Origin of the sequence: Streptomyces sp. NBC_01341 (assembly GCF_035946055.1) — a bacterium.
Lineage (GTDB): Bacteria > Actinomycetota > Actinomycetes > Streptomycetales > Streptomycetaceae > Streptomyces.
Map to the genome: position 1 here is coordinate 5558046 of NZ_CP108364.1, position 25325 is coordinate 5583370.

Sequence of the window (25325 nt, forward strand, 5' to 3'; positions counted from 1 at the left end):
GTCGGGCGGCCCCTTCGCGTCGTCCCCGGCGGTCCGGGGCCGTCCGGGATCCGGCGAAGACCGGACAGAAGGCATCCGCGCCCGCCCCGAGGGGCGGTCCCCTGCAGCTCCGCCCGCCCGGGGTCTCAGCGGCGCCGGGCCAGTGCGAGCGTGCGCTCCGCGCTCGCCACCACGGCCGCGTCCACGAACCTTCCGTCCGGCAGGGCCTGGGCGCCCTCCTGGGTGCGGGCCGCCTCCACGATCTGCTCCGCCGCCTCGACCTCACGCGATGTCGGCCGGAACGCCCGCTCGATCACCGGCAGCTGCCTCGGATGGATCGCCGCCCGCCCCAGCAGGCCGAGGTCCCGCCCGTGGGCGCAGGACGACCGCAGCCCGGACAGATCCCGGACGTCCGGGAACACGGACATGACGGGCGGGGCCAGACCGGCCGCCCGCGCCGCGATCACCACACGGCTGCGTGACCAGTCGAGTCCGGCGTCGTCCCGCACCCCCAGATCCGCCCTCAGGTCCGCCTCGCCGAGCGCGATCCCCCGCACGTCGTGATGGGCCCCGGCGATCGAGTACGCGTGCTCGATCGCCAGTGCCGACTCCAGCAGCGGATACAGCGGCACACCCGGTGCCAATGCCGCGACGTGGTGCACCGACGCCGCGTGGGTGATCTTGGGAAGCCGCATCCCCGACAGCCCGGGCAGCCGCGCCAGGGCCCTGACGTCCCCCTCGCCGTGAACCCTGACGTGGACCGGGGCCACCGACGGGCCGGGCGTCGGGGGATCGGAGAGCAGCTCCGCCGTCGCCGACCGGGCGTACTCCTTGCGGTCCGGTGCGACGGCGTCCTCCAGGTCGACGATGACCACATCCGCGCCCGAGCCCAGGGCCTTGCGGACCACGGCGGGCTTGTCCCCGGGTACGTACAGCCAGGTCAGTGCCACCGCGGCCCCGTTCACAGTGCACCCTCCTCCCGCAGTTCGGCGATCCTCGGCGCGGAGAGCCCGAGCGCCGTCAGGATCTCCTCCGTGTCCGCCCCGTGCGGCCGGCCCGCCCAGCGGATCGCCCCCGGGGTCTCCGAGAGCCGGAACAGCACGTTCTGCATCCGCAGCGGCCCCAGTTCCGGGTCCTCGACCTCGGTGATCGAGCCCAGCGCCCGGTACTGGGGGTCCTCCATCACGTCCCGTACGTCCTGGATCGGGGCGATCGCCGCCTCGGCCTTCTCGAACGCGTCCACGGCCTCCTCCCGGGTACGCCGGGCGATCCAGTGCCCCACGGCCTCGTCGAGTTCGTCGGCGTGTTCGGCGCGGGAGCTCCCGGCACCGAACCATGGTTCGTCGATCAGCTCGGGGCGCCCCACCAGGCGCATGACGCGCTCCGCGACCGACTGGGCCGACGTCGAGACGGCGACCCAGTGCCCGTCGGAGGTGCGGTAGGTGTTGCGCGGGGCGTTGTTACGGGAGCGGTTGCCGGTGCGCGGCTGGACGTAACCGAGCTGGTCGTACCAGAGGGGCTGCGGGCCCAGCACGGTGAGGATCGGCTCGATGATCGCCAGGTCCACTACCTGTCCGCCGCCGGTCCGGTCACGTCCGGCCAGCGCCGTCATCACCGCGTACGCCGTGGCGAGCGCCGCGATCGAGTCGGCGAGTCCGAACGGGGGCAGCGTGGGCGGACCGTCCGGTTCCCCGGTGACGGCGGCGAAGCCGCTCATCGCCTCGGCGAGCGTGCCGAAACCGGGCCGGTGCGCATAGGGGCCCGACTGGCCGAAGCCGGTGACCCGGGTGAGGACCAGGCGCGGGTTGACGGCGCTCAGCTCCTCCCAGCCGAGTCCCCAGCGCTCCAGCGTCCCGGGCCGGAAGTTCTCGATGACCACGTCGGTGTCCGCCGCCAGCCGCAGCAGGACGTCGCGGCCGCCGGGGCTGGACAGGTCCAGGGTCAGCGTGCGCTTGTTGCGGCCGAGCAGCTTCCACCAGAGCCCGACGCCGTCCTTCGAGGGACCGTGGCCGCGTGAGGGGTCGGGCTTGCGGGGGTGCTCGACCTTGATGACCTCGGCCCCGAAGTCCCCGAGCATCGTGGCCGCGAGAGGCCCGGCGAAGAGCGTGGCGAGGTCCAGGACCCGCAGGCCGGCGAGCGGCGGTGTCGTCTCCGGGCCGGTCACGCGGCATCGATCTCACTGCGGAAGGGCATCGACGTCGAGGCGCCCGCCCGCTGTACGCAGAGCGCGGCGGCCGAGGACGCCCAGGCCAGCGACTCGGGCACGGACCTGCCCTCGCCGAGGGCCACGGCGAGCGTGCCGACGAACGTGTCCCCGGCGCCCGTCGTGTCGACGGCGGTGACCTCGGGCGCCTGGAACAGGACGGGTTCGCCGCCCCGGGCAGCGTAGAGACAGCCCCTGCGCCCCAGGGTGATCACGACCTCCGGGACCTGGCGGAGCAGGATCTGCGCCGCCGCGTGCGGTTCCTCGTAACCGGTGAGGGCCGCGGCCTCGTGCTCGTTGGGGACCAGCAGGTCGACCGCCTCCAGGAGTTCGGACGGCAGCGGCTGTACGGGCGACGGTGTGAGGATCGTGCGTACGCCCCGCGCCCTCGCCGTCCGCGCCGCCTCGGTCACGACGGCGAGCGGGAGTTCCAGCTGCAGGAGCAGCAGGGCGGCAGCGGCGATGGCTGCCTCCTCACCCGCGCCCAGCGTGATCACGGTGCCGTTCGCACCGGGGACGACCACGATCGAGTTGGCCCCCTCGTCGTCGACGACGATGTGCGCGGTTCCGCTGGGGCCCGCGGCGGTGTGCAGCAGTTCGGTGTCCACGCCCGCGTGTTCCAGATTCGTCCGCAGCCGCGAGCCGTACTCGTCCGTGCCGACCGCGCCGATCATCACGACGTCGCCGCCCGCGCGCGCGGCCGCGACGGCCTGGTTGGCGCCCTTGCCGCCGGGTACGGTCCGGAACTCGCGTCCGGTGACGGTCTCCCCGGGCCCTGGTGCCCGGGCGACGTAGGCGACGAGGTCCATGTTGGTGCTGCCGAGCACCGCGATCGCTGTCATGGGCGGCGTACCTCCTGGTAGGTGAGTTCCGCGAGGGTGTCGAAGCCGATGGAGCCGAAGCCGGCCACGGATGTGGCGAGCCTGTTCTTGAGCGGCGCGGTCCACCGGTCGGGCAGTGCGTCGGCCCGGCCGGCGAGCAGGCCCGCGAGCGAACCGGCGGTCGCGCCGTTCGAGTCGGTGTCCCAGCCGCCGGACACCGCGCGGCAGACGGAGCCGGCGAAGTCCCCGTCGGCGTGGGTGAGGGCGGCGGCGAGCAGTGCCGCGTTGGGCAGGACGTGCACCCAGTGGTGCGTGGCCGCGAAGGTGGTGTGCAGGCGGTCCACGACCGTGTCGAAGTCCGCCTCGCCGCGGGCCGTCCTGATGCCGAGCCGGACGGCCGCGGCGTAGCGGGAACGGGGCGGGACCACACGGAGTCCCGCCGCGAGGCAGCCGTGCACGTCCGTCTCGCCGCCCGCCGCCTCCGCGAGCGCCGCGGCGGTGAACATCGCGCCGTACACCCCGTTGGCCGTGTGTGTCAGCACCGCGTCCCGGTGTGCCTGTTCGGCGGCCGCGGCCGGGTCGCCGGGGTGCGTCCAGCCGTGCACGTCCGCCCGGATCTGGGCGCCGATCCACTCACGGAAGGGGTTGCGGTGCCGCGCGGTGTCCGGTGGCTCGACGCCGTCGAGGAGGTTGCGGTAGGCGACGCGTTCGGCGGTGAAGACGCGTCCGGCGGGGAGTTCGGCGAGCCAGAGGCGGGCGACGTCGTCGGTGGTGAAGTCCGGGCCGTGGCGCTGGAGCAACAGCAGTGCCAGCAGCGGGAAGTTGAGGTCGTCGTCCTCCGGCATGCCGTCGATGTTCTCGGCGAGGGAGGTGGGCGCCGAACGCCGGTTCCACGGATGCGCGGCGGCGAGGGCGGCCGGCAGCCCCCGGGCGGTGAACCAGGTGGTGAGCGGCCAGTTCCCGGTGGCGCGGCCGATGGCCCGGATGCCTTCCAGCGGGAGCTTCTCGACCGGTTTTCCGAGCAGACAGCCGGCGGCCCGGCCCAGCCAGGCGGCGTGGAGGCGGTCGGGTCCCGGGAACATCGTGCCGGCACGGGGGGCCGGCCAGCGGGGACACACCGCCCTGATCGCGGGGAGCTCCGTCGGCTCGTCCCGGGCGCGGGGGCTGTCCAGCCGGCCGAGTTCGTCCAGCAGTTCCTCGGCGAGCGGGCGCAGCCCGGGCGGCGCGTGCGGTTCGGAGGCACCCGCCCGCTCGGGGGCCGGGGCGCCGCCCGCCGCGTACCACCGCTTCCCGATGTCCGCGGTGTCCCGGCCGTCCTGCGCGGCCTGGCGCAGTTCGTGGCCCACCAGGTCCTCGGGCTGGACCCAGGTCAGGCGCACACTCACCGGCCGCCGCCCGCCAGCGCGGCGAACGCCGCCTCGTGGGTGCGCCGCCGTGCCGTGTCCCGCGCGAAGACCTCGCGGGCGACCTCCGTCAAGGCCCGCGCGGGAGCGTGCAGATCGAGGCGGCTGGCCTCGGAGACCGTCTTCACCCAGTCGACGGGAATGCCCTGCTCGCCGTGGAGCGCCCCCGCCAGGGCGCCGCTCATCGTGGCGATCGAGTCGCAGTCGCGGCCGTAGTTGACCGAACCGAGCACCGTGCGGCGGTAGTCGCCCCCGCCGACGAGCAGCATTCCGAGCGCGACCGGCAGTTCCTCGACGGAATGCAGCCGCGAGGGCCTGCGGGCACCGAGAGAAGGCTCGCGGTAGTGCGGGCCCACCGTGTCGAACGGCGCGACGGCGGCGCGCAGCGGGGCCAGCGCCGACTCGAAGTCCGTGTGCCCCGCGGCGGCTTCGCACACGGCCTCGATCGCCGAGCGGGTGCCGTCCTTGGCGAGCGCCAGGGCCGCCTCGACGACGGAATCCGGCGTGGCGCCCGGGGTGCAGGCGGCCGCGACCGCGGCGGCCAGGATCCCCGCGGCCTCCCGCCCGTACGAGGACTGGTGGGCCCCCGCGACGTCGAGCGCCTCCGCGTACGCGGCCTCCGGGTGGGCGGCGTTCACCAGGCCGACCGGGGCCATGTACATCGCCGCCCCGCAGTTGACGATGTTGCCCGAGCCCGCCTCGCGGGGGTCGGCGTGGCCGTAGTGCAGCCGTGTGACGATCCACTTCTCCGCCAGGAAGATCCGCTGCAGGGGGAGCGCCTCGGCCTCCAGCTCGGGGATCCAGCGGGGCCGCGACATCAGGTCCGGGACGAGGTGGTCGGCGACGTCGTACGCGTCGAGGTGGCCGCGGACCGTCTCGTACACCCGCACCAGGGCATGGGTCATCAGGGTGTCGTCGGTGACGTGCCCGTCGCCCTTGTGATACGGGGCGATGGGGCGTGCGGTGCGCCAGTCGTCGCCGTACCAGGGGCCGACGACACCGCTCACCCGGCCGCCGTGACGCTCCGCGATCTGCTCGGGGGTCCAGCCCTCGACGGGGCCGCCGAGGGCGTCGCCGACGGCCGCGCCCACGAGTGCTCCGGTGATGCGCTCATCCAGGGTGAGGGTCGGGACGGCCGCGGGAGCTTGAGTTGTTTTGTGCGTCATGTCGGAATTGTCCACCCGGGGTGACCGGTTCCGTGGCTGCCAGCAACCCGGCGAGTTCGATCAGATCGGTGCCGGCCAGGCGTGGAAGGGCGCATCCGGCGAGCGTGCGGCAGGCCTCCCGCCAGCCGGCCGGCACCGCGCCGATTCCGCCCAGCGCACCGGTCAGCGCCCCTGCGAGGGCAGGGGCCGAATCGGCGACCCGGGACAGGCAGGCCGCGGCCGGGACGGCCTGCGCGATCTCACCCCGGGCCGCGGCCGTCAGGGCCAGGGCGACCGGCACGGTCTCGGCGGCGGCGATCCCGTAGCTGTAGACGTGGTCCACGATCTGATGCTCCAGCACCGGGACGAGCGCGAAGGCGCCCGCCGCCTCACCGGCGAACTCCCGGGCCAGCCGCACGGCGTGGACGGCGTTGCGGGCGATCTCGGTGCCGTCGGGCAGCTGTTCGAGCGCCGTGTCGACCACCGTGTCCACATCGGCCCCCGCGAGCGCCACGGCGATCGCGGCGGCGACCGCCCGCGCGCCGTACACCCCGTCACCGTCCTGGGTGTACCGGGCGTCGAACTCGGCGAGCTCCGCCGCCGCCGACGGGTCGCCGGGGTGCACGATCGCGAGCACAGCGGCCCGCACACAGGCGGCGTCGTCGAAGTAGTGCGGGTTGTCGTGGCCGGTGGCGGGCGGCCGCAGCCCCGCGGCCAGATTGCCCAGCCCGGCCCGGACCGAGATCCTGGCACGCAGCGGGAGCACGGCGGCCTCGACCTCGGGTGCGCGGGCGCTCGCGGCGGCCACCTTCGCGGCCAGCGCGTTCCACGACCGGTCGATCGCGTCCCGCATCCGCCTGGAGGGGGAGAGACCGGGCGCGTGGTCGGCCGCGGCGGCCAGCACGGTCCGGGCGGTGAACGCGGCCCACTCGGCGTCGTCGGACGGCCCGAGCCGCAGCGGCTCGGGCGGCTGATTGAGGGCGATGGGGACGGGAAGTGTCGTGGTCGCGTTCTGCTCCGCGAAGGTGTCCAGCTCCCGGGTGAGCCGCCGGGTCCACTCCGGCATGCGCGCGGCCCGGTGCCGCGCCGCGGGCCATCCGGCCGCGTCCCCGGCCGCCAGGCCGAGCAGCAGGCCCTCGATCCTGGCCTGCCTCCCGGGAGCGCCGTGCCCCTGGGAGCCGGGGGCCGGGCGGGCGGCCGGTTCGGCGGTGATGCGGATGGCTACGTGAGGGGCCGCCGGATCACCGGTGGCGGGGGACGCGCTCCCGGGGGCGCGCGGGGCGCCGGTCACCGGCCGGCCTGCCGGGCACGGGCCCCGGGGGCCGCGGGAAACGGAGCGTGCCCGCCGGCCCCGCCGGGCGGTGCGGTGAAGGCGTGCTCCCGGCCCGGCGTTTTCCCCGTGCCCCTCGGGGGAGCCTCGGCCTCGTCCGGGGTCAGCAGCTCCGCGATGTCCAGCACGTGATAGCCCCGCATCGACGGCAGGCAGCTGCCCCGGACCGGCCCGATCGCCGACGCCCATTCACGGGGGATCGCCGACGCCCCGTGCAGCGCCCCGGCCAGTGCCCCCGCGACGGCCGCCGTGGTGTCGGCGTCCCGGCCCATGTTCACGGCCATGAGCACCGCCGTACGGAAGTCACCGCGCGCCGCCGTGAACGCCCCGAACGCCAGGCCCACCGCCTCGGGCGCCAGATCCGTCCAGGGGTAGCCGCCGATCACCACGGCGGAGCGCACCGCGCGTTCCCCCGCCAGCCGGTCCGGGTACGAGCGCTGCGCGGCGGTGACCGCACGCCGCAGCGAACGGGCGGTCCAGGAGTCCATCGGTACGACGGAGAGCGCGGCGGCGATGACCGACGCGAGCCCGGCCCCGACCATCGCGGCCGCCACACCGGCCGCGACCGCCTGACCGCCGTAGATGCCCTCGCCGTCATGGCTGACCCGTCCGTCCACGGCCACCAGGCGGGCTGCCTCCGCAGGCCGTCCCGCGGCGAAGACCCCGAACGGCGCCGCCCGCATGGCGAGACCGTCGCTCCAGGCGTGCCGGTGCTGCGCCGAGATCGGCGCGGCGAGACCCCTGCGGAGGTTCTCCAGCGTGCCCCGCTCGCTGAATCCCGCCCCCCGGAAGGGGCCCTCGTCCAGATCGGCGATCCAGTGGTGCCACGCCCGCTCGACGTGCGAGACGGTCAGTGCGGAACCGTGCCGGGCCAGCAGCAGCCCGGAGAAGATCGCGTACTCGGTGTCGTCCGTTCCCGCCGGGTCGTCGCTGACGAAGCCCTCGATGCGGCCCCAACGGCGACGGATCTCGGACGGCCGCAGGTTCTCCGCCGGGGCGCCGAGCGCGTCACCGACCGCGAGCCCCAGCAGCGCCCCCCGCGCCCGGTCGCCCGTGTCCGCCGCCGGGCCGTCGGCTGTCAGCTCCATCGTGTCGCCCCTTCGCTCGCATCCGTCACTCGCACCGGCCACCCGCGTCCGGGTCTCCGGACGAACCGGCCGACCCGGATAGAAGGGGATTCCACGCGCGGGCGGAAGAGAGGCGTTCAAACCGTATAAATCGGCCGCCCGGGTGACGCTCGCGAGGCAGGTAAGTTCGGCCTTCCTTGCTGGCGGGAGGCCTTTTTCGTGCGTACTTTCGAGTGTGCGGAGCGGAAGTGACACGTTCGGGGCCCGCTCCCGGAATGGGGAGAGCTGTGTCCATCATCGAGACCGACGCCGTACTGCACGAGGCGCACCGGGACAACCACACCCACCGTGACGTCAACGGCGGCTGGCTGCGTCCCGCCGTGTTCGGGGCCATGGACGGCCTGGTCTCCAACCTGGCGCTGATGACGGGCGTCGCCGGCGGCGCGGTCTCCCACCAGACCATCGTGATCACGGGCCTCGCGGGACTGGCCGCCGGTGCGTTCTCGATGGCCGCCGGGGAGTACACCTCCGTCGCCTCGCAGCGCGAGCTCGTCGAGGCGGAGCTCGCCGTCGAGCGTCGCGAGCTGCGCAGGCACCCCGTCGACGAGATGGAGGAGCTCGCCTCCCTGTACGAGTCCCGGGGCGTCGAGCCGGCGCTCGCTCGCGAGGTCGCGCTGCAGCTGTCCAGGGACCCCGAGCAGGCCCTGGAGATCCATGCCCGCGAGGAGCTCGGCATCGACCCGGGGGACCTGCCCTCACCGCTGGTCGCCGCCGTGTCGTCCTTCGGCGCCTTCGCCCTGGGCGCGCTGCTTCCCGTGCTGCCCTTCCTGCTCGGCGCCACGCGGCTGTGGCCCGCCGTGCTGCTCGCCCTCGTGGGCCTGTTCGGCTGCGGCGCCGTGGTGGCCAGGGTGACCGCCCGCAGCTGGTGGTTCAGCGGCCTGCGCCAGCTCCTCCTCGGAGGAGCGGCCGCCGCGCTCACGTACGGACTGGGCACCCTGTTCGGTGTAGCCGCGGGCTGAGGCCGCCGCCCGCCCGTGCCACGCCCCGGCGGGCGGGCACGTCCAGCCCTGTCGCTCCTCGCAGGCGCTTCCGGCCGCGGGTGCGGGACTTTGTCCGCGTCCCGCGGCGTTGTACCGATGTGACGTACGTCTTGGCGCACGTCACTGGGCCTATGGGTAAGCGGCCCCTAAAGTGAGACGCTATGCAGAGCTACACATAAGTAGCCGTTACCTGGCGGTTTCGATTCCATGACCGGCGGGCAAGAGCCGTAGACACCGCGGGCAACGACGCTCGCTCTCTGCGGTCTCCCAGGACAGTGGTCCACCATGATCCGTCCCCTCGTGACCCACCCGCACCGCGGCTCCGCGGTGTCCGCATGCTGGAACGTCCTATTCGCTTTTTGAGAAGCGTTCCATCATGTAACCTGCACGAAATTTCGCAGAGGGCCAACGTCGTCCCTCGGCACAGCACATGCCACGACGACGACGGGAGTGCCGATGCGCATCCACGCCTGGTCGCCCATGGACGGTCGCCCTGTCCAGCAGGGGATGTACGACCCCCGTAACGAGCACGACGCCTGTGGCGTCGGGTTCGTGGCCACTCTGACCGGTGTGGCCAGCCATGAGCTGGTCGAGCAGGCGCTGACCGTACTGCGCAACCTCGAACACCGCGGCGCCACAGGATCCGAGCCCGACTCGGGCGACGGCGCCGGCATTCTCCTTCAGGTCCCGGACGCCTTCCTCCGCGAAGAGGTCGAGTTCGAACTCCCCGAGGCCGGCTCGTACGCCGTCGGCATCGCCTTCCTGCCGGCGGACGACTCCGCCGACGCCGTCCAGCAGATCGAGAAGATCGCCGCCGAAGAGGGCCTCGACGTCCTCGGCTGGCGCCAGGTCCCGGTCACGCCGGACATCCTCGGCAACGGCGCCCGCGCCGTCATGCCGGAGTTCCGCCAGCTGATCGTCGCCGGGGGCGGCAGCGCCGGCATCGCACTGGACCGCAAGGCGTTCGTCCTGCGCAAGCGCGCCGAGCGTGAGGCCGGGGTGTACTTCCCCTCGCTCTCCGCCCGCACGATCGTCTACAAGGGCATGCTCACCACCGGGCAGCTGGAGCCGTTCTTCCCCGACCTCTCCGACCGCCGTTTCGCCACCGCGGTCGCACTGGTCCACTCCCGCTTCTCCACCAACACCTTCCCGAGCTGGCCGCTCGCCCACCCGTACCGCTTCGTCGCGCACAACGGCGAGATCAACACGGTCAAGGGCAACCGCAACTGGATGAAGGCCCGCGAGTCCCAGCTGGCCTCCAGCCTCTTCGGCGAGGCGCAGCTCGACCGGATCTTCCCCGTCTGCACCCCGGACGCCTCCGACTCGGCCTCCTTCGACGAGGTCCTGGAGCTGCTCCACCTCGGCGGCCGCTCGCTGCCCCACTCGGTGCTGATGATGGTCCCCGAGGCGTGGGAGAACCACGCCTCCATGACCCCGGCCCGCCGCGCGTTCTACCAGTACCACTCCACGATGATGGAGCCCTGGGACGGACCCGCCTGCGTCACCTTCACCGACGGCACCCAGGTCGGCGCGGTCCTCGACCGCAACGGTCTGCGCCCCGGCCGCTACTGGGTCACCGACGACGGGCTCGTCGTCCTCTCCTCCGAGGTCGGCGTCCTGGACATCGACCCGGCCAAGGTCGTCCGCAAGGGCCGCCTCCAGCCCGGCCGGATGTTCCTCGTCGACACCGCCGAGCACCGCATCATCGAGGACGACGAGATCAAGGCGTCCCTGGCCGCCGAGAACCCGTACGAGGAGTGGCTGGAAACCGGCGAGATCGAGCTCGAGGACCTCCCCGAGCGCGAGCACATCGTCCACACCCACGCCTCGGTCACCCGCCGCCAGCAGACCTTCGGCTACACCGAGGAAGAGCTCCGCGTCCTCCTGGCCCCGATGGCCCGCACCGCCGGCGAACCCCTCGGCTCCATGGGCACCGACTCGCCCATCGCCGCGCTGTCCGAGCGCCCCCGGCTGCTCTTCGACTACTTCACCCAGCTCTTCGCCCAGGTCACCAACCCCCCGCTGGACGCCATCCGTGAGGAACTCGTCACCTCGCTGCGCTCCTCGCTGGGCCCCCAGGGCAACATCCTGGAGCCGACCGCCGCCACGTGCCGCAGCGTCACGCTGCCGTTCCCGGTGATCGACAACGACGAGCTCGCCAAGCTGATACACATCAACGCCGACGGCGACATGCCGGGGATGAAGGCGGCCACGCTGGCCGGCCTCTACCGCGTCAGTGGCGGCGGCGAGGCCCTGGCCGCCCGGATCGAGCAGATCTGCGCCGAGGTCGACGCCGCCATGGAGGACGGTGCCCGCCTGATCGTCCTGTCCGACCGGCACTCCGACGCCGAGCACGCGCCGATCCCGTCGCTGCTGCTCACCTCCGCCGTCCACCACCACCTCATCCGCACCAAGCAGCGCACCCAGGTCGGCCTGCTGGTCGAGGCCGGTGACGTCCGCGAGGTCCACCACGTCGCGCTGCTCATCGGCTACGGCGCCGCCGCCGTGAACCCGTACCTCGCGATGGAGTCCGTCGAGGACCTCGTCCGCGCCGGTACGTTCATCGAGGGCATCGAGCCCGAGCTGGCCATCCGCAACCTGATCTACGCCCTCGGCAAGGGTGTCCTGAAGGTCATGTCCAAGATGGGCATCTCGACCGTCGCGTCCTACCGCGGCGCGCAGGTCTTCGAGGCCGTCGGCCTGGACGAAGCCTTCGTCGCCCAGTACTTCAACGGCACCGCCACCAAGATCGGCGGCGCCGGCCTCGACGTCGTCGCCAAGGAGGTCGCCGCTCGGCACACCAAGGCGTACCCCGCATCCGGGATCTCGGCGTCGCACCGCGCGCTGGACATCGGCGGCGAGTACCAGTGGCGCCGTGAGGGCGAACCGCACCTCTTCGACCCGGACACGGTCTTCCGCCTCCAGCACGCCACCCGCAACCGCCGGTACGACATCTTCAAGCAGTACACGGGCCGGGTCAACGAGCAGTCCGAGCGCCTCATGACGCTCCGCGGACTGTTCGGCTTCAAGAGCGGCCGTGAGCCGATCTCCATCGACCAGGTCGAGTCCGCCTCCGAGATCGTCAGGCGCTTCTCCACCGGCGCCATGTCCTACGGCTCCATCTCGCAGGAGGCGCACGAGACCCTCGCGATCGCCATGAACCAGCTGGGCGGCAAGTCCAACACCGGTGAAGGCGGCGAGGACGCCGAGCGCCTCTACGACCCCGCCCGACGCTCGTCCATCAAGCAGGTCGCCTCCGGCCGCTTCGGTGTGACCAGCGAGTACCTGGTCAACGCGGACGACATCCAGATCAAGATGGCGCAGGGCGCCAAGCCCGGCGAGGGCGGCCAGCTGCCCGGCCACAAGGTCTACCCGTGGGTCGCCAAGACCCGGCACTCCACCCCGGGTGTCGGCCTGATCTCGCCCCCGCCGCACCACGACATCTACTCCATCGAGGACCTGGCCCAGCTGATCCACGACCTCAAGAACGCCAACCCGGCGGCCCGCATCCACGTGAAGCTGGTCTCCGAGGTCGGCGTCGGCACGGTCGCCGCGGGTGTCTCCAAGGCCCACGCGGACGTCGTCCTCATCTCCGGCCACGACGGCGGTACGGGTGCCTCGCCCCTCACCTCCCTCAAGCACGCCGGCGGTCCCTGGGAGCTCGGCCTCGCCGAGACCCAGCAGACCCTGCTGCTCAACGGCCTGCGTGACCGCATCGTCGTGCAGACCGACGGCCAGCTCAAGACCGGCCGCGACGTGGTCATCGCCGCGCTGCTCGGCGCCGAGGAGTTCGGTTTCGCGACCGCGCCGCTCGTCGTCTCCGGCTGCGTCATGATGCGCGTCTGCCACCTCGACACGTGCCCGGTCGGCATCGCCACCCAGAACCCCGTCCTGCGCGAGCGGTTCTCCGGCAAGGCCGAGTACATCGTCAACTTCTTCGAGTTCATCGCCGAAGAGGTCCGCGAGATCCTCGCCGAACTCGGTTTCCGCACGATCGAAGAGGCCGTCGGCCACGCCGAACTCCTCGACACCGATCGGGCCGTCACACACTGGAAGGCCCAGGGCCTCGACCTCGAGCCCCTCTTCCACGTGCCCGAACTTCCCGAGGGCGCGGTGCGCCACCAGATCGCCGAGCAGGACCACGGCCTGGCCAAGGCGCTCGACAACGAGCTCATCAAGCTCGCCGCCGACGCCCTCGGCGCCGACAGCGCCGAGTCGGCCCAGCCGGTCCGCGCGCAGATCGCGATCCGCAACATCAACCGGACCGTCGGCACCATGCTCGGCCACGAGGTGACCAGGAAGTTCGGCGGTGCGGGCCTGCCCGAGGACACCATCGACATCACCTTCACCGGGTCCGCCGGGCAGTCCTTCGGCGCGTTCGTGCCGCGTGGTGTGACCCTGCGCCTGGAGGGCGACGCCAACGACTACGTCGGCAAGGGCCTCTCCGGCGGCCGCGTCATCGTCCGTCCGGACCGCGGCGCCGACCACCTGGCCGAGTACTCCACCATCGCCGGCAACACCATCGGCTACGGCGCGACCGGCGGGGAACTCTTCCTCCGCGGCCGGACCGGTGAGCGCTTCTGCGTCCGCAACTCCGGTGCCACGGTCGTCTCGGAGGGCGTGGGCGACCACGGCTGCGAGTACATGACCGGCGGACACGCGGTCGTCCTCGGCGAGACCGGACGCAACTTCGCGGCCGGCATGTCCGGCGGCATCGCGTACGTCATCGACCTCGACCTCGACAACGTCAACACCGGCAACGTCGGCGCCGTCGAGACGCTGGACGACACGGACAGGCAGTGGCTGCACGACGTCGTGCGCCGCCACCAGGAGGAGACCGGATCCACGGTCGCCGAGAAGCTGCTGGCCGACTGGGACACCGCGGTCGCCCGCTTCAGCAAGATCATCCCGTCCACCTACAAGGCAGTGCTCGCCGCCAAGGACGCCGCTGAGCTCGCCGGGCTCTCCGAGCAGGAGACCACCGAGAAGATGATGGAGGCGGCGACCAATGGCTGACCCCAAGGGCTTCCTGACCACCGGACGCGAGGTCGCCCAGACCCGCCCCGTCGGCGAGCGCGTCAAGGACTGGAACGAGGTCTACGTTCCGGGCTCGCTGCTCCCGATCATCAGCAAGCAGGCCGGCCGCTGCATGGACTGCGGCATCCCGTTCTGCCACAACGGCTGTCCCCTCGGAAACCTCATCCCCGAGTGGAACGACTACGCCTACCGTGAGGACTGGTCGGCGGCGTCCGAGCGCCTGCACGCCACGAACAACTTCCCGGAGTTCACGGGCCGCCTGTGCCCCGCTCCGTGCGAGTCGGCGTGCGTCCTCGGCATCAACCAGCCGGCCGTCACCATCAAGAACGTCGAAGTCTCCATCATCGACAAGGCGTGGGACAGCGGCGACGTCACCCCGCAGCCGCCCGAGCGCCTCTCCGGCAAGACCGTCGCCGTCATCGGCTCGGGCCCGGCGGGTCTCGCCGCAGCCCAGCAGCTGACCCGGGCCGGTCACACGGTCGCCGTCTTCGAGCGCGCGGACCGCATCGGAGGTCTCCTCCGGTACGGCATCCCCGAGTTCAAGATGGAGAAGTCGCACATCAACCGCCGCATCGAGCAGATGCGCGCGGAGGGCACCAAGTTCCGCACGGAGGTGGAGATCGGCAAGGACATCGACGCCGCCAAGCTCCGCCGCCGCTACGACGCGGTCGTCATCGCCGCCGGTGCCACCGTCTCCCGCGACCTGCCCGTCCCGGGCCGTGAGCTGAACGGCGTGCACTTCGCGATGGAGTACCTCCCGCTCGCCAACAAGGTGCAGGAGGGCGACCTGACGGTCTCCCCGATCAGCGCCGAGGGCAAGCACGTCGTCGTCATCGGCGGCGGCGACACCGGCGCCGACTGCGTCGGCACCGCGCACCGCCAGGGCGCGGCCTCCGTCACCCAGCTGGAGATCATGCCGCAGCCGGGCGAGGAGCGTAACGCCAACCAGCCCTGGCCGACCTTCCCTATGCTCTACAAGGTCACCTCCGCGCACGAGGAGGGCGGCGAGCGGATCTACTCCGTCTCCACCACCCACTTCGAGGGCGATGAGGACGGCAACGTCCGGTCGCTCCACCTCATCGAGGTGGAGTTCAAGGACGGCAAGCTGGAGCAGAAGGCCGGCACCGAGCGTGTCATCCCGGCCCAGCTCGTCACCCTGGCCATGGGCTTCACCGGCACGGACCAGGCCAACGGCCTGGTGCAGCAGTTCGGCCTCGGCCTCGACGAGCGCGGGAACGTCGCCCGCGACGAGAACTACGCGACCAACGTCGACGGCGTCTACGTCGCCGGTGACGCGGGCCGCGGCCAGTCCCTCATCGTGTGGGCCATCGCCGAGGGCCGCTCCGCGGCGCGCGGGGTGGACCGCTTCCTGACCGGGACGAGCGCGCTGCACGCCCCGATCCGCCCGACGGACCGTTCCCTGACGGTCTGATCACGGCACAACAGACGTCCCGTACAACGGCGTACGGAACTGAACGCGGCGCCCGCCCAGTCCCCGACCGGACCGGTGGGCGCCGTGGCGCGTCCGGGGCCCCGCGTCCCGCTGCCCGGGCCCCGCGCGGGCCGTCCCCGCACGGTACGGGCGCCCGGGCCGCCCGTGTGAGCCCTCCGTACCCCCTGGCGGCGGGCCGCCCCGTTCTCCTACGATCGAGGGAGTCCACGGGGGAGGCGGAATCACATGACGGTGCGCGGACGGCGTGTGGAGCGGTCCGTCGCCTGGATCCTCAAGAACATCGACGTGGTCATCGCCGCCGGTGTGGCGCTCACCATCGGATTCCTCGACATCTTCGGCGACGTCGTCACCAGCGATGTCGCGTCGGGCGCCACGCTCGTGGTCCTCGGTGCCCTGGCGCTCGGCTCGATCGTGGAACGCGTGCGCCAGCCCGCCACGATCGAGGAGGCCATGGCCGGCACGCGGCGCGCCCTCGAAGACCTCACCATGGTCCGCTCCCTCGCCGGCAACGAGGTCGCCGAGGCCCTGCGCGTCGCCCGCCGGCGCACCCACCTCTGGTACTTCAAGGGCGGCACCGGCACCTACTTACGGGCCGTCACCCTGCCCCAGTGCGTCGCCGCGGCGCGGGAACAGCGCTCCCAGCTCACGATGAAGATCGACATCATCAACCCGGCCGACGAGCGGGCCTGCCAGGCCTACGCCCGCTTCCGCCAGATGTTCGCCACCCGCACCAGCACCGGACACGCCGGCCACTGGACGACCGACCGGGTGCGCAAGGAGTCCTACGCGACGGTCCTCGCCGCCTGCTGGTACCAGGACCGGCTCACCACCATGGACATCACGGTGCACCTCTCCTCCACCGTCCCGACCCTGCGCTTCGACCTGTCCGAGTCCTGCCTGATCATCACCCAGGACGACACCTCACGGGTCAACCTCCTGGTCGAACGAGAACAGCCCCTGTACGACTACTACGTCACCGAACTCCACCAGAGCCGCGCGCAAGCGGTCCCGGTCCCCGTCGGAGTGGGCGTGCCCCTGGGCGAGGAACCCACCGTCGACGAGACCCGGGCGCTGTTCGAGGCCCTGGACCTCGCCCTGCCCCGGACGTTCACCGACAGCGACATCGGGGAGATCATCGTCAAGGCACTGCACGCGGAGGACCCCTACCGGAGGTGAGGCGCCTCCGGGCGCGATCCCATGGACTACGACGAGCTCGAACTGGCCCTCTCCGGCGGCGGATCCGGGCACCCCGACCCCCGCCGGCCCGCGGTGGGCGCCCTCACCGAGGTCGCCACCGGGGCCCGGGCCCTGCGCGCCGTGCACCACCCCCTGGGCTTCCTCTGCCTGCCCCTCCTGCGGGAGGGGCCGCGCGGCGTCTGCGTCCACCTCTTCGACCCGGAGCACGGCACCGTGCACGACGCCGAACCCTGGCACGCGCACAGCTGGGAACTGCGCAGCCACGTCCTGTACGGAAGCGTGACCAACGTCCCGGTCCTGGTCACCCCGTCCGCAGGCCACCCCACACACCGCGTGTTCGAAGTCCACAGCGGGCCCGGGGGAGTGGACGAGATAGTCCCCACCGCCACACTCGTGCGCGGCGAGCCCGGCCGCGAGCGCGTCAACGGCCCCGGAGAGACGTACACCCTGCCCGCCGGCGAGTTCCACGCCACCTGCACGGACGGCCGCACCCCCGCCGCCACCCTCGTGCTCGGCCGTACCGTGCCCGGCGGGACCGACCTCTCGCTCGGGCCGCTGGACGGCCCCGCGCGCACCATGACACGCGGACTGTACGACGAGGAACACACGGTGGCGGCCGTCCGCACCGCCCTCAGGAGGATCGATGAGCACGTCAGCGCCTGATCCCGGGCCCGCCACCGGGCCGCTGCCCGGCGGCGCCGGACCGTACACCGAGGAACGGGCCGTCGCCGTCGCCGCGGCCGAGGCCGCCGGACACATGCTCCGGGAACGCTTCCGCGCCCCCCTCGCGGTGCGCACCAAGGACGCCTCCGGCGACGTCGTCACCGCGCTCGACCTGGCAGCCGAGGAGATCGTCCTCACCCGCCTGCGACGCCACTTCCCGTACGACAGCATTCTGTCCGAGGAGGCCGGGATGCTGGACGGGCCGGGCCACCGCACCTGGCTGGTCGACCCGCTCGACGGCACGAACAACGTGGCGGTCGGGCTGCCCGCCTACGTCGTCGGCATCGCGCTGTGCGTGGCCGGCGCACCGGTGCTCGGGGTCGTCCACGAACCGCTGACCGGCCGCACCTGGCACGCCGTGTCCGGGCACGGGGCGCACGCCGACACCGGTCCGCTGACCGGGCCCGACGGCAGACTTCCCGCCCCCGGACCGGTCATCGCCTGGACCCAGGGGCACGCCGTGGGCCGCGGGAACGTCCGGGCAGCCGCCCTGCGCCAGCACCTCGAACTCGGCTGCCGCCGCGTCCTCCAGCTGTGGGCGCCGCTGCTCGGCTGGAGCATGCTGGCCAGAGGCACCATCGACGGCTTCGTCGGCTACCGGGCCGAAGGGCTCGACCTGCCCGCCGGGGCGCTCCTCGCGGCCGAGTCCGGGGTGCTCCTGCGGACCCTGGGCGGCGGGGTGTTCAGACCCGGCTTCGAAGGTCCCGGAGAGGACCGCAGCTTCGTCGCCGCCCGCGCCGACACCCTGGACTACCTGCTCGCCCAGGTGGCCGCCGTGGAGAGCCGCACCCCCGCCCGCCCCCGGGTCAGCTGACCAGCGCCAGCGCGCAGACCGCGGCCAGCGTCCCCGTCACGGACAGGACCAGCCCCGTCCACAGGAAGCGGCCCATCTCGATCCGCGTCCCGTGGTAGCGGCACCGCTCGAACCACAGCAGCGTCGCCAGGGAGGCCCACGGGGTGATGACCGGGCCCACGTTGACACCGATGAGCAGGGCCAGGAGCTGCTCGTGGTTCCCCGCCGGGACGACCGCCTCGCCCGCCACGTAGGCCGGCAGATTGTTCAGGACGTTGGACATACCCGCCCCGACAGCGGCCGACCGCAGCATCCCCACGAAGCCGTTGTCCGAACCGAGCACCCACTCCAGCAGCTCGTGCAGCCCGTGCGCGTTGACCGTCTCCACGACCAGGAACATCCCCGGCACCAGGACCAGCAGCCGCCACGGCACCAGCGACAGGCTCAGCTCCCCCCTGCGGCGTACGGCGAACGCCACCACCACGACCAGCATCGCGGTCAGCGACGCCGACCAGAGCGGCACGTCGGCGACCAGGATCGCCAGCAGGAACCCCGCACAGGCCACCGCGCAGATCCTCAGCAGGACGGGATCCTCGGCCACCGGCGGCGCCGGCGGCGTGTAACGGTCCTGACCCCGCCGGCCGCGCCGCCAGTAGAACGCCCACAGGCACGCCGCCGTCACACCGATCGCCGCGAGCTGCGGCAGCCACATCACCGCGGCCAGACCGGACGGCGACAACGCCACCCGGTCCGCCGCCAGCAGATTCGTCAGGTTCGACACCGGCAGCAGCAGACTCGCGGTGTTCGCGAGCCACACCGTCGTCATCGCCAGCGGGACCGCCGCGATCCCCACCCGGGTCGCCATCGCCAGCATGACCGGGGTGAGCAGCACCGCCGTCGTGTCCAGGTTCAGCGTGATCGTGGTGAGCGAGGCGAACAGCACGCACAGCCCGAAGAGCAGCGCGTAACGGCCACGCCCCGTCCGTGCCACCCAGGAGGCCACGACGTCGAAGACCTGTGCACGGCCCGTCAGTTCGGCCATCACGATCACGGTGCCGAGGAACACCACCAGGGGACCGACACGCCGCAGCTGGTCCTCCGCCGGACCGGTGGGCAGCAGCCCGGTCACCACCGCGAGCAGCCCCAGGGCCAGCAGGCCGCCCGCGAGCCAGTCGAGCGGATGCAGCCGCCGTGCGACGCCTTTCGGCCCACCGTCCCCGGACCGGCCGGACCACAGTCGCCCCCATGAGAAATCTCTTACCATGGGACGATGGTGTCAGACGGTGAACTCAGCCCAGAAGCAAGCGAGTTCGATTTCTTCATCAGCTATTCGCCCGCCGACGAGCCCTGGGCGGCCTGGATGGCGTGGACGCTCGAGGAAGCCGGCTACCGCACCGTCGTCCAGGCGTGGGACTTCGTCCCCGGCACCAACTTCATCGACTACATGGACCGCGGGGTCAGCGAGTCCGCCGCCGTCATCGCCGTCCTCTCCCGGCACTACGAACGCTCCATCTACGGCCGCATGGAATGGCAGGCCGCACTGCGCGCGGCCCCCGAGGCACCGGAGCGGCGGCTGCTCACCGTCCGGGTCGACGACATGCCCATCGAGGGGCTCCTCGCCACCCTCACCTACGTGGACCTCGTCGGTGTCGACACCGCCGACGCCGCCCGCTCCCTGCTCCTGACCCGCGTGGAACAGGCGCTGGACGGGCACGCCAGACCCTCACGGCGCCCCGGCTACCCCGGCACCCCGCCCGCCCCCGGCCGGTCCGTACGCCCCGAGGCCTATCCGCCGGGGCCGGACCGCGACACCGGCCGCGGACCCGGCTGGACCGGACGGCGCAGGCCCGCCCGCGCCCCCGGATACCCGCCCGTCGCCACGGCCGCCCCCGGCCGCGACAGCGTCACCGTGCTGCACCTCGCCGGACCCGACTTCGGGCGCGGCCGCGAACCCGAGACCCTCGCACGGCAGCTGCGCGGCGACATCGTCGAACTCCGGGACGCCGGGGCACCCGCCCCCGACCTGCTGGTCGTCACCGGCGACCTCACCTCGTCCGGCAGCCCCCGCGAATGCGACCAGGCGCTCGGCTTCCTCACCGCACTGCGCTCCCAGCTTGAACTCCCCCCGCAGCGCGTCGTCGTCGTACCCGGTGCCCAGGACGTCAACCAGGCCGCCTGCCGCGGCTACTTCCACACCTGCGAAGCGGACGAGGTCGCTCCCCAGGCCCCCTACTGGCCCAAATGGCGCCACTACACGCGGCTCTTCCGCAGCCTCTACCAGGGCCTCGACACCGTTTTCGACAGCGACCAGCCCTGGACCCTCTTCCCCGTCCCCGAACTCAGCACCGTCATCGCCGGATTCAACTCCACCATGGCCTTCAGCCACCGACCCGACGACCAGTACGGCTCCGTCGGCCGTGACCAGGTCGCCTGGTTCGCCGAGGCCCTGCGCGCTTACGAGGAGGAGGGCTGGCTGCGGATCGGCGCCCTGCGCCACCCGCTCACCGACGCCCGCCACCGGGCCGACACCGCCGGAGGCCCCGGCCCCCTGCGCGACGCGGACGTCCTCACCCGGCTCACCGGCCCCCGGCTCAACCTCCTGCTCCACGGCCCCACCGGCGGCCCCCGCACCACCGGAGGCGAACCCACCCACTCCGAGGCGGACGCGGGAGCGGCCCGGCTGCCCGTCTTCGGCTCGGCCGCACCCGCGCGCTTCCAACTGCTGCGGATCGCCGCCGACGGCGTCACCCGCTGGGACGACCGCACCCCCGGAGCCGCACCCTCCCGGGTCGCCACCGGACCCTGGCGGCACACCGGCCGTGCCTTCCCCGCCCGGGCCGCCGCCCCCACCGCACCCGACTTCGACCGGCCGCCCCCCGCCGACACACCCGACGACTCCCTCACCGCCCGCGTCAAGGAGATCTGCCGGGCCCGCCGCGAAGGCGTCGGCCTCCGCGACATCCCCCGCCGCGGCCCCGGCGACATGGCCCAGATCATGGCCACCTGGCAGGAGGACGGAGTGGTGCGCCAGCAGCGCATCGCCATCCACCCCGACGTGCCCACCGAGGCCGAACTCGACCGGTTCGTCGCCCAGGCCCACGCCATGGGCGCCGGAGCAGACGCCGTCGTCGTGTACGCCGGCGAAGCACCCGGCCCCGCACTGCGCGCACACGCGGCCTCCGGCGGCGTCCGGATCAGGCTCCGCAGCTTCATCGAGTTCCAGGGCCTGCTCGACCTGCGCGGTTACGTCACCGCCCAGACGGCGCGCCTGGAGAGCAGCGAGCACTACCCGCCCGCCCGCTACCTCACCCAGCGCTACCGCGACGCCGACCGCACCGGCGGAGGCGAGCACACCGGCCTCGTCGAGGACCTCATCGACCTGCTGGACAGCGACCACGGCCGCTTCCTGCTGCTCCTCGGAGACTTCGGCCACGGCAAGACCTTCGCCCTGCGCGAACTCGCCCGCCGCATCCCGGAGCAGCTGCCCCACCTGATCCCGCTGCTCATCCCCCTCAACACCCTCGACCGGGCCCACACACTCGAAGGACTCGTCGCCGCCCATCTCGCCGCCCACGACGTGGACGTCATCGACCTGCGCGCCCTGCGCTACATGCTCGCCGAGGGCCGGGTCGTCCTCCTCTTCGACGGCTTCGACGAACTCGTCAACCGCGTCAGCTACGACCGCGCGGCCGACCACCTCCAGGTCCTCCTCGACGCGGCCGTCGACCGCGCGAAGATCATCGTCAGCAGCCGGACCCAGCACTTCAAGTCCCACGACCAGATCCTCACCGCCCTCGGCGAACGCGTCGGCCTGCTCCCGCAGCGCCGGATCCTCTCCGTCGAAGGCTTCACCCCCGACCAGATCCGCACCTACCTCGAACGCCTCTACGGCGACGAACGTCTCGCCGGACAGCGCTTCCAGCTCCTGCGCGACATCCCCGACCTGCTCACCCTGTGCCGCAACCCCCGTCTCCTCTCCTTCGCCGCCGTACTCGGCCAGGACCGGCTGCACGCCGTCGCCGGCGCAGGCCGCGCCCTCAGCCCCGCCCGCCTCTACGAGGACGTCTTCACGTCCTGGATCGGCCACGAGGAACAGCGCGGCCAGGGCGGACCCGGCGCCGCGCCCGGACTCGGCGCCGAAGCCCTCTGGTCCTCCGTCACCGCCCTCGCCCTGCGGCTCTGGGAATCGGGACGCACCGCGCTGCGCCTGGACGAACTCACCGAGACCGTGGCCGGCACGCTCAGCGGCCTCACCGGCCCCTCCCTCACCGCCCCCGAACTCTCCACCGCCGAACGCGCCCAGGCCGTCGGCGCCGGAAGCCTGCTCGTGCGCAGCGACGACGGCGTATTCCAGTTCATCCACGGCTCCGTACTCGAATGGCTGGTCGCCCGCGAGGCCGCCCACCGCCTCGACCGGGGCGACGACGGACTCCTGGCCACCCGCACGCTCAGCCGGCTCGCCGTCGAGTTCCTCTGCGACCTCGCCGACCACGAGCGCTGCGCCCGCTGGGTCCGCGACACCCTCGGCCCCGAAGGGCCACCTTCGGGCGAGACCGCCCGGGCCAACGCCCTGCGGATCGGCGACCGGCTCCGCGTCCCCGCCGGTGCCGACCTGCGCGGGGCACGGCTCGCGGGCGAGGACCTCTCCCACCGCGACTTCTCCGGCGCCGACCTCACCGGCGCGGACCTGACCGACGCCCAGCTCACCGGGACCAGCCTCACCGGCGCGGTCCTCCGGGACGCCGTTCTCGCCGGAGCGCGCCTCGACCACGCGGACCTCACCGGCGCCGACCTCACCGGCGCCGACCTGACCGGCAGCAGGCTCACCGCCGCCGATCTCCGGGGCGCCGACCTCACCGGCAGCCGCTGGCACCGTGCCGCACTCATCGCCCCCGTCCTCGACGACGCCGTACGCGCCGCCCCGGAACTCGCGGCCGCGGCCATGGCACCGGGAATGGCCGTCGAAGCCGGGCACCGCCCCTCCTCCGTGGGCGTCCCCTACGGCTTCGACATGCGCACCAGCCGACTGCCCGAACCCATCGCCTACAGCCCCGACGGAGAACTCCTCGCCGTCGGCAGCGAGGACGGCGGCGTCCTCATCTGCGGCGCAGGCACCGGCCAGGCCCTGCGCACCCTCCAGGGCCACTCGGGACGCGTGTACGCCGTGAAGATCGCCGCCGACACCATCGCGACCGGCAGCTCCGACGGCACCGTCCGCCTGTGGGACCCGGTGTCAGGGGCATGTCGTCACCGTCTCGACGTCCACCCGGACGGCGTCTGGCCCCTCGTCCTCGACACCACCGGCGGTCTCCTCGCCACCGGTGACAAGGACGGACTGGTCACCGTCTGGTCCGTCGCCACCGGCGACGCGCTGCACCGGCTCCCCGGCCACACCGCGCCCGTCTACACCGCCGTGTTCGGCCCCGGCGGGCGCACGCTGATCACCGGGGACGCGTCCGGAAGGGTCCGCCGCTGGGACCTCTCCGACGGCTCCTGCGCCGGCGAACTCACCGGTCACCACGGCTCCGTCTACCGCGCGCGGTTCAGCCCCGACGGCTCCCTCCTCGCCACCGCCGACCAGGGCGGCGCCGACGGCGGCACCGTCCGCATCTGGGACGCCGTCGGCTTCCGGCTGCTGCACACCTTCACCGGGCACAGCGGACGCGTCTACGCCCTCGACTTCCACCCCGACGGCACCCTCCTGGCCACCGGCGGCACCGAGGGTCAGGTCCGCCTGTGGGACCCCGTCGTCGGCACACCCGCCGGCGCCCTGGAACGCGGCACGGGCGCCGTCTACCAGGTCCTCTTCCACCCGACCGGGCAACTCCTCACCTCGTGCGACAGCGACGGCAAGGTCAGGCTGTGGAGAATCGCCGGCGACGCGCGCCGCGGCCGTACCGTCACCCTCCACGACCGTCAGCCGACCGCCCACCGGGGATCCGCCTGGGCATGCGCCTTCCGCCCCAGCGACCATCAGCTCCTCACCGTCGGCAACGACGGAGGCGCCCAGATCTGGGACGCCGACACCGGTCAGGGGCGGCGCATCCTGCGCGGCCACGGACGCCGGGTCACCGGACTGTCCTTCAGCGCCGACGGCGCCCTGCTCGCCGCGGCCGGCAACGACGGGATCGTCCGCCTCTGGGAGACGTCGACGGGACGCCGAACCGAGGAGATCACCGGCCGGGGCAACCGGCTCGTCTCCGCGTTCTTCAGCCCGGCCGAGGACGTACTGGCCGCCGCCGGCAACGACGGCGACATCCACCTGCGGGCCCTCCCCGACGGTGGCCACCTGCGGGACATCGACGCCGAGACCGAGCACATCTGGGCCGGGGCGTTCAGCGCCGACGGCCGGCTGATCGCGACGGCGAACGACGACGACACCGTACGGCTCTGGTACCGCTCGACCGGTGCCCCCGTCGCCACCCTGACCGAACACCGGGGCCGCGTCCGGTCCATCGCCTTCGCAGCCGGCTCGAACCCCCTGCTCGCCACCGGCTGCGACGACGGCGCCGTCCGCCTCTGGGACCCCTGGTCGGGGGACCTCCTCGCCGACCTGCGGGCGCACAGCGACCGGGTGTACGGGGCGGCCTTCGGCCACGACGGATCCTGGCTCGTCACCGCGGGCTGGGACGGCCTCGCGGTCCTGTGGCGCGACGGCGTCGCCGCGCACCGGCTCACCGGCCACCGCGGCAGGCTCTGGACCGCCGCCGCGCATCCCACCGCACCACTCGTCGCCACCGCGGGCGACGACCGTGTCGTCGGACTCTGGCACGCGGAGACCGGAACCCGCCTGGCCGGACTCACCGGCCACGCCGGGCGGATCCTCGCCCTCGCCTTCAGCCCGGACGGCGGCACCCTCGCCGCCGCGGGCGAGGACGGCACCGTACGCCTGTGGAGCCTCCCCGCCGACGGCTCGCAGCCGCATCCGAGGGCGACCCTGATCGGGCTGCCGGGCGGCTGGGCCACCCTCACCCCGTCGGGCGGCTACAAGTACGACGGGGACGCCGCGGGGGAGTTCTGGCACGTCGTGGGCATGACCCGCTTCACGCCCGGTGAGCTGGACCCCCACCTGCCGGAGGTGAGGCGGCTGCCCATCGGCGAACCGCTGTGACGACACCGCCCCGGCCGGACCGG

General features: G+C 73.0%; 15 protein-coding genes. 7 read left to right on the plus strand and 8 right to left on the minus strand.

The annotated features are described in order from the left end of the window. Positions 1 to 125 precede the first annotated feature (125 nt). Genes OG206_RS24445 through OG206_RS24475 form a run of 7 tightly spaced genes read right to left on the minus strand, consistent with a single transcriptional unit; the run spans position 126 to position 7969 of the window. A complete protein-coding gene (locus OG206_RS24445; RefSeq protein WP_327119589.1) occupies positions 126 to 944 on the minus strand; it encodes an HpcH/HpaI aldolase/citrate lyase family protein in 819 nt (272 codons plus the stop codon). Then, positions 941 to 2143: a CaiB/BaiF CoA transferase family protein gene (locus tag OG206_RS24450; RefSeq protein ID WP_327119591.1), complete on the minus strand. Its 1203-nt coding sequence runs from the start codon at positions 2141 to 2143 to the stop codon at positions 941 to 943. The genes OG206_RS24445 and OG206_RS24450 overlap by 4 nt, the downstream gene beginning before the upstream one ends. Further along, positions 2140 to 3024 (minus strand): ribokinase, encoded by an 885-nt coding sequence (gene rbsK, locus OG206_RS24455; RefSeq protein WP_327119593.1) that lies wholly within the window; start codon positions 3022 to 3024, stop codon positions 2140 to 2142. Before rbsK ends, OG206_RS24450 begins: the two co-directional genes overlap by 4 nt. Further along, positions 3021 to 4388, minus strand: coding sequence for an ADP-ribosylglycohydrolase family protein (locus OG206_RS24460; protein ID WP_327119595.1), 1368 nt, complete (start codon positions 4386 to 4388; stop codon positions 3021 to 3023). Before OG206_RS24460 ends, rbsK begins: the two co-directional genes overlap by 4 nt. Beyond that, positions 4385 to 5572 (minus strand): ADP-ribosylglycohydrolase family protein, encoded by a 1188-nt coding sequence (locus OG206_RS24465; RefSeq protein WP_327119597.1) that lies wholly within the window; start codon positions 5570 to 5572, stop codon positions 4385 to 4387. The genes OG206_RS24460 and OG206_RS24465 overlap by 4 nt, the downstream gene beginning before the upstream one ends. After that, complete coding sequence (locus OG206_RS24470) at positions 5517 to 6842, minus strand: ADP-ribosylglycohydrolase family protein (protein ID WP_442805893.1); 1326 nt, start codon at positions 6840 to 6842, stop codon at positions 5517 to 5519. The genes OG206_RS24465 and OG206_RS24470 overlap by 56 nt, the downstream gene beginning before the upstream one ends. Beyond that, positions 6839 to 7969, minus strand: coding sequence for an ADP-ribosylglycohydrolase family protein (locus OG206_RS24475; RefSeq protein WP_327119599.1), 1131 nt, complete (start codon positions 7967 to 7969; stop codon positions 6839 to 6841). Before OG206_RS24475 ends, OG206_RS24470 begins: the two co-directional genes overlap by 4 nt. Positions 7970 to 8235: 266 nt before the next feature. On the opposite strand from OG206_RS24475, the gene OG206_RS24480 reads away from it, so the two are divergent. From OG206_RS24480 to OG206_RS24505, 6 genes are all read left to right on the plus strand, one after another. Next, positions 8236 to 8967 carry a VIT1/CCC1 transporter family protein gene (locus OG206_RS24480; RefSeq protein WP_327119601.1) on the plus strand — a complete coding sequence of 244 codons (732 nt, stop codon included), beginning with the start codon at positions 8236 to 8238 and terminating at the stop codon, positions 8965 to 8967. A gap of 477 nt (positions 8968 to 9444) precedes the next feature. Then, positions 9445 to 14004 (plus strand): glutamate synthase large subunit, encoded by a 4560-nt coding sequence (gene gltB, locus OG206_RS24485; protein WP_327119603.1) that lies wholly within the window; start codon positions 9445 to 9447, stop codon positions 14002 to 14004. Then, a complete protein-coding gene (locus OG206_RS24490; protein WP_327119605.1) occupies positions 13997 to 15457 on the plus strand; it encodes a glutamate synthase subunit beta in 1461 nt (486 codons plus the stop codon). Before gltB ends, OG206_RS24490 begins: the two co-directional genes overlap by 8 nt. Positions 15458 to 15703: 246 nt before the next feature. Next, positions 15704 to 16654 (plus strand): hypothetical protein, encoded by a 951-nt coding sequence (locus OG206_RS24495; protein ID WP_327119607.1) that lies wholly within the window; start codon positions 15704 to 15706, stop codon positions 16652 to 16654. A 21-nt stretch (positions 16655 to 16675) separates the two neighbouring features. Next, positions 16676 to 17338, plus strand: a complete 663-nt coding sequence (locus OG206_RS24500) for a hypothetical protein (protein ID WP_327119609.1) — start codon at positions 16676 to 16678, stop codon at positions 17336 to 17338. Continuing rightward, positions 17319 to 18212 carry an inositol monophosphatase family protein gene (locus tag OG206_RS24505; RefSeq protein WP_327119611.1) on the plus strand — a complete coding sequence of 298 codons (894 nt, stop codon included), beginning with the start codon at positions 17319 to 17321 and terminating at the stop codon, positions 18210 to 18212. Before OG206_RS24500 ends, OG206_RS24505 begins: the two co-directional genes overlap by 20 nt. On the opposite strand, the gene OG206_RS24510 is transcribed toward OG206_RS24505, so the two are convergent. Beyond that, a complete protein-coding gene (locus OG206_RS24510; protein ID WP_327119613.1) occupies positions 18205 to 19455 on the minus strand; it encodes an SLC13 family permease in 1251 nt (416 codons plus the stop codon). The genes OG206_RS24505 and OG206_RS24510 overlap by 8 nt on opposite strands. 6 nt (positions 19456 to 19461) lie before the next feature. On the opposite strand from OG206_RS24510, the gene OG206_RS24515 reads away from it, so the two are divergent. Then, a complete protein-coding gene (locus OG206_RS24515; protein WP_327119615.1) occupies positions 19462 to 25302 on the plus strand; it encodes a TIR domain-containing protein in 5841 nt (1946 codons plus the stop codon). Positions 25303 to 25325: the final 23 nt, after the last annotated feature.